The 8,126-nt window shown below is 61.1% G+C and carries 10 protein-coding genes; 6 read left to right on the top strand and 4 right to left on the bottom strand.

Annotated elements, in window-relative coordinates:
* On the top strand, positions 1-124 hold a 124-nt coding region (locus tag ABV518_RS05150), incomplete at its 5' end, for an integrase core domain-containing protein (protein WP_367765755.1).
* 1,522 nt (positions 125-1,646) lie between these two features.
* On the opposite strand, the gene ABV518_RS05145 is transcribed toward ABV518_RS05150, so the two are convergent.
* Both ABV518_RS05145 and ABV518_RS05140 read right to left on the bottom strand, forming a co-directional pair.
* Positions 1,647-2,015, bottom strand: a complete 369-nt coding sequence (locus ABV518_RS05145; protein ID WP_108599903.1) for a type II toxin-antitoxin system death-on-curing family toxin — start codon at positions 2,013-2,015, stop codon at positions 1,647-1,649.
* Positions 2,012-2,218, bottom strand: a complete 207-nt coding sequence (locus tag ABV518_RS05140) for a ribbon-helix-helix protein, CopG family (protein WP_229666519.1) — start codon at positions 2,216-2,218, stop codon at positions 2,012-2,014. The genes ABV518_RS05145 and ABV518_RS05140 overlap by 4 nt, the downstream gene beginning before the upstream one ends.
* Positions 2,219-2,757: 539 nt before the next feature.
* Between ABV518_RS05140 and ABV518_RS05135 the strand changes: the two genes are divergently transcribed.
* From ABV518_RS05135 to ABV518_RS05125, 3 genes are all read left to right on the top strand, one after another.
* Positions 2,758-3,450: a hypothetical protein gene (locus ABV518_RS05135; protein ID WP_367765739.1), complete on the top strand. Its 693-nt coding sequence runs from the start codon at positions 2,758-2,760 to the stop codon at positions 3,448-3,450.
* Positions 3,451-4,027: 577 nt separating this feature from the next.
* Positions 4,028-4,318 carry a hypothetical protein gene (locus ABV518_RS05130; RefSeq protein WP_307484940.1) on the top strand — a complete coding sequence of 97 codons (291 nt, stop codon included), beginning with the start codon at positions 4,028-4,030 and terminating at the stop codon, positions 4,316-4,318.
* Positions 4,319-4,674: 356 nt separating this feature from the next.
* Positions 4,675-5,121 carry a hypothetical protein gene (locus tag ABV518_RS05125; protein WP_367765738.1) on the top strand — a complete coding sequence of 149 codons (447 nt, stop codon included), beginning with the start codon at positions 4,675-4,677 and terminating at the stop codon, positions 5,119-5,121.
* A gap of 1,242 nt (positions 5,122-6,363) precedes the next feature.
* Here ABV518_RS05125 and ABV518_RS05120 read toward each other — a convergent pair.
* Positions 6,364-6,639 carry a type II toxin-antitoxin system death-on-curing family toxin gene (locus ABV518_RS05120; RefSeq protein WP_367765737.1) on the bottom strand — a complete coding sequence of 92 codons (276 nt, stop codon included), beginning with the start codon at positions 6,637-6,639 and terminating at the stop codon, positions 6,364-6,366.
* Between ABV518_RS05120 and ABV518_RS05115 the strand changes: the two genes are divergently transcribed.
* On the top strand, positions 6,624-7,223 hold the full coding sequence (locus ABV518_RS05115) for a hypothetical protein (RefSeq protein ID WP_367765736.1): 600 nt from the start codon (positions 6,624-6,626) through the stop codon (positions 7,221-7,223). The genes ABV518_RS05120 and ABV518_RS05115 overlap by 16 nt on opposite strands.
* 4 nt (positions 7,224-7,227) lie before the next feature.
* Here the strand turns inward: ABV518_RS05115 and ABV518_RS05110 are convergent, their stop codons facing one another.
* Positions 7,228-7,611 (bottom strand): winged helix-turn-helix transcriptional regulator, encoded by a 384-nt coding sequence (locus tag ABV518_RS05110; protein WP_367765734.1) that lies wholly within the window; start codon positions 7,609-7,611, stop codon positions 7,228-7,230.
* 83 nt (positions 7,612-7,694) lie between these two features.
* On the opposite strand from ABV518_RS05110, the gene ABV518_RS05105 reads away from it, so the two are divergent.
* On the top strand, positions 7,695-8,096 hold the full coding sequence (locus ABV518_RS05105; RefSeq protein WP_367765733.1) for a nuclear transport factor 2 family protein: 402 nt from the start codon (positions 7,695-7,697) through the stop codon (positions 8,094-8,096).
* Positions 8,097-8,126 lie beyond the last annotated feature (30 nt).

Here is an 8,126-nt window from a genome sequence, read left to right as displayed (position 1 = left end):
ATCAGTCCGCAGAAACGCCCTCCCGGCATGGCTGCACCACTACAATCACCACAGGCCCCACACCGCAATCGGAGGCCACCCGCCCATCAGTCGGTTAACCAACCTGCCTGGGCAGTACAGCTAACCGGCTGCCCCCAATAAGGTCCGCTTGCGCCTGACGCGTTCCACTCTTGCTTGATGCGTGAGCTATGGAGCCGGCAAGTCATACTGTCCGTTGAAACAGTCAAGCATCAGGCCTTTCGCGACCCTGAACCCGATGCCCAAGTGAGCTACACCCCAACCGGACGTCAGGCTTCCAGTCAAATACCACCCATGAGGGCGTTTCTACACTCCCTTGGCCAAGACTCTTAGATTCCACCTGACAGATGGTTCCGCGGCAACGCCCTCGCTGGCAGCCACTCACATACCGGATGCTATCGGGCCGCCTTGGACCGGTCGAGGGCCCGTTCTTTCCTGCTCCGCCCACCGGACACACGGCTGCACTGTCCGCTCCCGGCTTGCAAGTTTCCCCGCCCCAAAGCCTCATGGACGCTTGGCCTTCCCAAGTGGTCACGGTCCATTCCGGCCGACTGCCGGGCTGGTCTTAACGATGGAACTCCCCCGGCTCGTGGAATCCGGTACCGCACCGGACTGGGACCGGATCAAGCCGTCGAAGGCCTGCCCCCGGCAGGGCATGCCAGACGCGCCGTCACCTTGATCGTGCGCGTGCGTGTCCACACTTCATCGGAAGTTTGTCCACACGCTGGGCCTGATATGCCCTTGATCTGCGGAAACTCTGCACGGGTAGGCGGGCTCCAATCCCACACACCTCGCTCTGAGCCACCGGTCGCAGGCCGTTCATCTGGTGCTATTGCCAACTCCGGCGCCACGATAGGCGGCCGCACTCTGCAAAGTCATGTCGGAAACCACGCACCAGAGTATGAATAGACGTCATTCGAAACAGACGGCAACCCTATGGACTCAAGAGATGGCAACTGGGAAGTCGGCAACTCAGCAACGCAACAGACACTCGGATTTTCCCGGCAGGTCATGTCACACAGAACGCCAAGACGTATGAACTGGTAGCAGCCGAAAGGGTGCAGGAGGTGAGTCAAATGCAGATCGCCACGTGCCGTGGACAGGATGTTGACAATGTCAACACCTCTTTGGCCGGACAACCGCGCGTTGAGCCCACTGCCTGGTCCGCACGAGGCAGCTACGCAGGGACGATCCTGGAAACCAGCTTCGCCTTGGTCATGTCGTCAACACAACTTTTAGCCATGAATGAGTGATGGCCAACCACGGCCATCAGAACAAACCGTAAAGGAGGACGGATAGCCCCATCACAGCAGGCGGAGGGCCCACCAGCCAGAACCCTGATCCCGCCACCCACACACCTGAAAAGGCTCCGCGGCAGCCAGGCCACAGCCCGCGAACCTAGTGTCAGAGGGATGCCACCACAAGCTTTGTCAACACGTTAAAGCAGAAACCCCTCTGACGAGGGAAAACGTCGTGCCCGAGGTGGGACTCGAACTGGATTCCCAGCCTTGCAAAGACTGGGAACCCGCGAAAACATGCGGAATCCGAGGCAGTCCGAAGGCTGTTTGGCCCAGTACGAGACGAAAAGTGTGGACATTGTCCACACCCCCTTTCGGGGCGCTGGAGGACTACCGGGGCACCAGATGCCTGGAAATCTCGGCGGCAGCGTTCGGCAGGTCGGTAGTGCCCGCGGCGACTCCGACGACGAGGTCGAAGCCTTCATCCGTGGTGAAGTCATGCCCGTAACCGTTGATCCACAGCAGCAGCACCATGAGCGTCCACGCCGTCCGTTTGTTGCCATCAATGAGTGGATGGAACCGGGCGACCGACTCCAACAAGGCTGCCGCCTTCACTGCGAGTTCCGGATAGGCTTCCGCGCCCATGACAGTCGTAGCCGGCCTGGCCAATGCCGAGGCCAACAACCCAACATCACGGATATGGAAGCCGTACCGATCAACTACCTGAAGTGCATCCTCAATGTCCAGGTAAGCTGTCACGCGTCTTCAAGGCGCTTCAGCAGATCAGCGTCATGACTCATAACAAAATCAAGACCTGCGCTGATTTCACGTCGGCGCGCGTGGCGCTGCAGAACCAACTCTGCGCCCTGCAACAGAAGCGCGGACTTGGACGTATGTTCCTCGGCAGCCAGCTTCTCCAGCCGCCGATCGAGGTCTTCAGGGACACGGAGATTCATAGCCATGCCTTCATGGTACCAAACCGGTACCCGCCCTTGACTGGGCTGCACGCCTCGCTAATTGGACCAGACTCACCCCAGGGTCTCGGTGTTAGAGGGCTCAACTCCGCCGTTGTCAGAAGCTGATGTCGTTTTCAGAAGTCGCCTGCACAGGCACCCGCGGAATTCCGGGGTAGTGCAGACGGGTATGGACACAGACTCCAAGGGTGTCGGCGACCTCCCGGGGAGTTGTTCCCTGGTTGAGGAGCTTTCGGGCTGAACGAATCTTGGCATCCGTCATGATGTGTTTGCGTCCGCCGACCCGTCCTTGTTCGCGTGCGGCCTGCAGTCCGTGCCTAGCCCTTGTGGCCGTTGACGGCTGGGCGTAACGTGCCCAGCACAAAGGTTCGCCCTTGGAGGCCTTCATGTCCGTGCTGCTACGTCGCGCTATAGCCTCGGCATCGATCGTGTCAGTCGGACTACTCGGGCCCGTCGGCCTAGCGGCGTGCACCTACGAGGAGCCCTCCCCCGCACCATCTACGCAGGCGCCCTCCCCCGCACTAACTATGGAGGCGCCCTCCCCCGCACCAACTACGGAGGCTGGCACGGTCGCACCGCTGCCGTGCAGCGGCGACATCGTCCCCGGCGGTTGCGACATCGACGCCGGCACGTACCTCGTCACCAGCTTCACGGAGCCTTTCGAGATCACCGCCCCGGACGGCTGGTCTGGCGGTGACCTCGGCCTGGGCAAGTACGACCCGGATCACCTGGATGAAGGGGCGGTCTTCGTGGGTTGGTGGCCCGCCGACTACGTGCCGACGGACGCATGCGCGTGGCAGGACGCGCTCGTTAAGCTCGATCCGTCGGCTGAGGCCTTCGTCGAGGCGATGACGGCGCAGACGTCAACGGTCAGCACCCCTCCCGTCGAGGTCGTGGTGGGCGATTACTCCGGCTTCGAGTTCGACCACTCCGTCGAGGGCGACGTGGACATCACGGCCTGCGACGGCGGCAAGTTCTGCATCCACTCAGAATCCTTACACGAATGCTCACGCTGGTACTCGACTCAGAATGAACGCGAAACCTACCGGGTGGTCGACCTGAACGGCCAGCGCGCAGTGATCTGGGTGGTCCAATACCACCCACTCATCAATCCGGAGCTGGCGAGAGAGGCTTGGGCGGCCTTCCACCCACCCATCAATCCGGAGCTGACGAGAGAGGCACGCGCCGTCTTCGACTCGATCGTGTTCAAGTCCGACTAGTGACCGGCTGATGCGAAAGGCGATCCCGCACGCGGGCGTCGACCCCTTCTCTGAACCCACATGGGGTGTCTCATAGCCTCAGTGTCACGAAACGCATGCGATACAAGACGACTCAAGGCCAGGCTGAGCCATGTTTGAGCGTATAGACCCGCTCCGCGAGACGGGTGTACTTTGAGCTGTGGAAGGCTTCAGGCACTCTTCGGACGCCGACCGTGAGTTTTATGAGCTCCGCAGGCGGGCATACGGTCCGGATCCAGACATAAGTGTCGACCCTCCGGGCCTAGCGGGGTTGCGCGAACTTGAGGCGGCGGACCGCGCTGACGTCAATTCTCTGCCGGTTGCCCCCGAGAGCGAGAATGCGGTAGATTCGGAGGCCCCCGCGGACGCTGCCTCGATGGAACATCCGGTGCCAAGGTGGAGTCGCTTGTACTGGGCCGGTGCCGCACTGGTCCTCGCGGGAGGGATCGTTACGACGACCCTGCTGTTATCCCCGCCGCGTCCTGATGCCACTCTTCATCCGAGCGGGGCCGCGGTCGATAACCGGCTCCCCGGACTGCTGCTTAGGGGAGCACCCCGGTTGAAGATCGAGGATTCAACCCTCCGCGGATACGGGTCGTATCTCGGTCTCGAGATCTATTCCGGGGTGAACGCGTTCGACTCGCCGTGTCTCGTGGCACTGCACCGGGCGAGCGGTAATCTCTCGGATGTTCGCTGTGCTCCGGCTCCAGCAGATCTCATGATGGACGTCGCCTCATCCCGGGATGGGTTTGAAGGATTCGAAGGACGCGCTGGCGACGGCATCATCCGATTCGTACTTCGTGACGACACGGTGGATGCTTACGTCTACCTCATCCCGGAGGCGGGCTGATGGACCCATCCTCACCCCGGTCCGACGCTCAGCGGGAGCTGGACGAGCTCCGCAGGAGGGCATACGGTCCGCATCCGGATATCCAGTCCGACCCTGCAGCACAGGTAAGACTGGCGGAACTGGAAGCGGCACGCAGCGCGGGTCCCCGCGCCCTCACCGACACCGACGTCAGAACACCCGCTGCAGCCCCGGATTCCGGTTCAGTTGCTCACCCCACCAGGACCAGGTTCATTGACGAAGTGCCGGACCCGGCAGCCAGTATTGCGCCCGTGGCGGAGTCCAGGATTGGATCGATGTGGTCGACTTGGCGTCGTTTCACGGCGACACGAGTACGCCGTTACTCATTTATAGCCGGCGTGCTGGCAGTCTTGCTTGCCGCTGTGTTCACCGTGGCATCGATCCTCAGGCCGCATCCCGATGCCACATTGCATCCGATCGCAGACGAGGCAGACAGCGACGTTCTCACAATGCTGGAATTCCTCTCAACGCTGGAATTCCCTTGGGGGGAAGCTGCCGGCCAATCGAGCTTCCGCGGCTATCAACAGTATCGGGGATTCGAACCCTGGTTCTTCGTGGACGGACGGGGCTACCGGTGCTTCATGATCATCGATCGTTCCGGTCCTTTTGTAGACGGCGCCAATTGTGTGCCGCCCGGGGTCGATCTTTTTGCAGACGTCGGCGGGCAAACCCATTCGGGTGATGATGCCGTGATGGGCCTCCCGAAGGGGAGCGTCGTCCGGTTCCACTACCGCGGCGACTCCGTAGACGTCTTCCTCTACCCCGCATCGTCGGAGGCAGAATGAGGCCCTGGCCCGGAGAGACGGGCCGCCAGCTCAAATGCCCTGAACAGAAGAGCGCCCAAAATCTCCGAAGATCAGACCGGTTATCGCACCGTTTCCCGCGACTGGTGTGACCGACCCCGCGGTTCCGAAGGTTCCGGATTCCCACTAGATCGCCCGAAATATTGCCCGGTGATGGTGCCATAATGTCAGTTTCAGACGTCGTCTCTCACGAATGTCAGATGTCGTCTGCACAACCCGTTCCTCGTCCTAAGGGCATCCCCAGCTGACATGATGAGAAGCATGGCTGCTTCCCGTCCCGATCCTCAGGCGCGCCTTGAGGGTGCCGTCGTCGTTCTTCGCGAGCTGATCGAGAATGACCTCCCGGCTCTATTCACAGCTATCGGAAGACAACCGGGCAGCAGGCGAGAGCTGGCCTGGCCGCCTCTTACACGCGAGGAGGGGCATCCGAAGGCGACATATAAGCTGCTGAAGCAAGGCCATTCATCGGAGCAAACAACCCCGAATCGCAGTCACATTGCTATCCATGAATCACTTTCCAGGCACCATGATCGAAAGTTTTATGGCCCGACCTGACATCGGACGCAAGTCCTCAGGCCGTCCAATAAAGCAGACGTAAGTGTGGACACTGTCCACACCCTATTTGGCAGGACAAACGTCGGCAGGACTCTCGCGGGCAAGCCTAAGACCGCCTTTCAGGGGGCGTCCTATAGCGACATCGCCGAAGTCATGTAGTCCCCGCTCCCCCGGCCCATGAATAGGTGTACGCCACCACCGGCCTACTCAACATAACCGGAACGAGGAAACGCAAGAACCCACTCACAGCAGGCGGAGCGCCCACCAGCCAGGACACTGAGCCCGACACCCCACACACCTGCATAGGCTCCGCGGCAGCCAGGCCAAAGCCCGCACCAATAGCGTCAGAGGCGCCACAGCGCAAACTTTGTCAACACGTCAAAGCAAAAAAGCCCCTGACGAGGGGAAACACTGTGCCCGAGGTGGGACTCGAACTGTATTCCAGCCCTTGAAAACACTCGGAACCCGCAAAACATGCGGAATCCTAGCCAGTCCGAGTCATGTACGGCCCAGTCTGAGACCGAATGTGTGGACATTGTCCACACCCCAAATTCGCCCTTCTAAGCACTCCAAACGCCAGCCGCATCCCACATGAGGAACGCGGTTCGCCGAATACCGGGAAATGGTCGGTCCAAGATAACCCAGCAAGTGTCGACTGCAGTCTTATGGCTATCGCTTTACGAGGTGCGAGGCAATTACCCCTGCGCTGCCCTCCAACGAGATGCTGCCGGCGGCCACTCCCACGACGAGATCGAACGCCTCATCAGTGCTGAAGTCATGCCTGCAGCCGTTGATCCAGAGCATCAAAACCGACAGCATCCGCGCAGTGCGCTTGTTTTCGTCGATCAGCGGGTGGAATCTTGCTACAGACTCCATGAGGGCAGCCACCTTCATCGCTACGGCCGCTTCGACCAAGGTCTTTAGCCTGGTTGGCTGGTCTGGCATGGTTGTCCCCGTGCCCGTGGAGTGACCGCCCTCATGGAAGACGACGCGCCGCAATCGATGACTTTCCCGAGCAGATCGATGAATTGCTCGGGTTCCTTGGGAACGATTTTCCGGAGGATCATCCCTACCGGGGCGTGCCGGCCGTACCGGGCCCCTGGCAGCAAGAGCGGAACCGGGTCCCGCAGGCCAATTCACGCGCCGACATTTGGATTCCGGGATCCTCCATCTACTCGGCGCACCTGGCCGCCCGTCTCGGTCGGCCATACGCCTTTGCACTGCAGTTCGGCAGCGCAGACATTCTGAATGCCATGCGAATCTACCGCGAGAACTTCCGCTCTTCTCCATTCCTGGACAAGCCCTACAGTCTGGTCAGCGTGGGTGTGGTTCAGGCTACCTTCCGGGAGAGGCAGATCATTGAGGAGTACACCGACCGGGTGAATCATGGAACGACGGCCGGCGTGGCGCAGGGGCTGGAGGAGCTTGCCGGCCAGACTCGTGTCGACGAGGTATTGCTGGTTGTCCAGGGCACTCGCGGCGTGTGCAATCACGCACAGTGGAATTGCTGGCAGACCAGTACAACATGAGCGTCTAGGTCAGGGCACTTGGGACGGTGCGGTTGTCATAGGACTCCCGCGCTGACAGTACGTCTTCGATGTGTTGCTCGGCCCAATGGCCCAATGCCGTCAGCGGTACCCGCAGCGTTTGCCCGAGAGCGGTGAGGGCATACTCAACGCGAGGAGGCATCTCGTCGTAGGCGGTCCGGTCCACGATTCCGTCGCGTTCCAAATCCCGTAGCGTGTCAGCCAGGACCTTGCCGCTGATGCCGTCCACGGCCTCACGCAGTTCACCGAACCGCAGCGGACCGCCACTCAGGGCGATGATGATCATGGCAGTCCACTTGTTGGCGATCTTCGCCAGGGAAGTGCGCGACGGGCAGCTTGCCAGCATGACATTCCAAGCGGGCGCGTTCATGTGTCCAGTCTCCTCAGTTACGTTGATGTAACAGGTTACCGAATGTAACCATGGGACCGTAACCAACAAGCAAGGAGATCAACATGACTGACCAGATGCCTGCCGCCGTAGCCGGCTCGTACTTCGACGCCCTCGGCCGGGGCGATGTCCCCTCGGCGATGGCATTGCTCAGCCCCGACGTCGTCTGGCTCCAGCCGGGCGCGAACCGCTTCTCCGGTGATCACAGGGGCATCGACGGCGTGGGCGCGCTGCTCGGTGGGATGATGGAAGCGAGCCAGGGCACTTTCCAGCTCGCGGTTACCGGGCCCGCGATGGTTAATGGCGAACTCGTCGCCGTGCCGGTGCGTTTCTCCGGCAACCGCGCGGATGCGTCGATGGACATGTCCGGCGTCGATCTCCTTACAGTCCGCGATGGGAAAATCGTTGAGGTCCGGCTCTTCTCGTCCGACAGCCAGGCAGAGGACACCTTCTGGGGCCAGCCCTAGTTCCTTTGCTTCAACACGAGGCAGGCAGGG

Origin of the sequence: Arthrobacter sp. HS15c (genome assembly GCF_040812005.1) — a bacterium.
In the GTDB taxonomy this organism is placed as follows: Bacteria; Actinomycetota; Actinomycetes; order Actinomycetales; family Micrococcaceae; genus Arthrobacter.
Note: the sequence above shows the minus strand (reverse complement) of the source record. Positions and strands in the feature narration are given on the sequence as shown.

Excerpts from the sequence above, each read along its gene's own strand:
- ABV518_RS05140 (WP_229666519.1), bottom strand. The coding sequence starts at position 2,218 with ATGGCTATGAATCTCCGTGTCCCTGAAGACCTCGATCGGCGGCTGGAG.
- ABV518_RS05135 (WP_367765739.1), top strand. The coding sequence starts at position 2,758 with ATGGAGGCGCCCTCCCCCGCACCAACTACGGAGGCTGGCACGGTCGCA.
- ABV518_RS05120 (WP_367765737.1), bottom strand. The coding sequence starts at position 6,639 with ATGCCAGACCAGCCAACCAGGCTAAAGACCTTGGTCGAAGCGGCCGTA.
- ABV518_RS05110 (WP_367765734.1), bottom strand. The coding sequence starts at position 7,611 with ATGAACGCGCCCGCTTGGAATGTCATGCTGGCAAGCTGCCCGTCGCGC.
- ABV518_RS05105 (WP_367765733.1), top strand. The coding sequence starts at position 7,695 with ATGACTGACCAGATGCCTGCCGCCGTAGCCGGCTCGTACTTCGACGCC.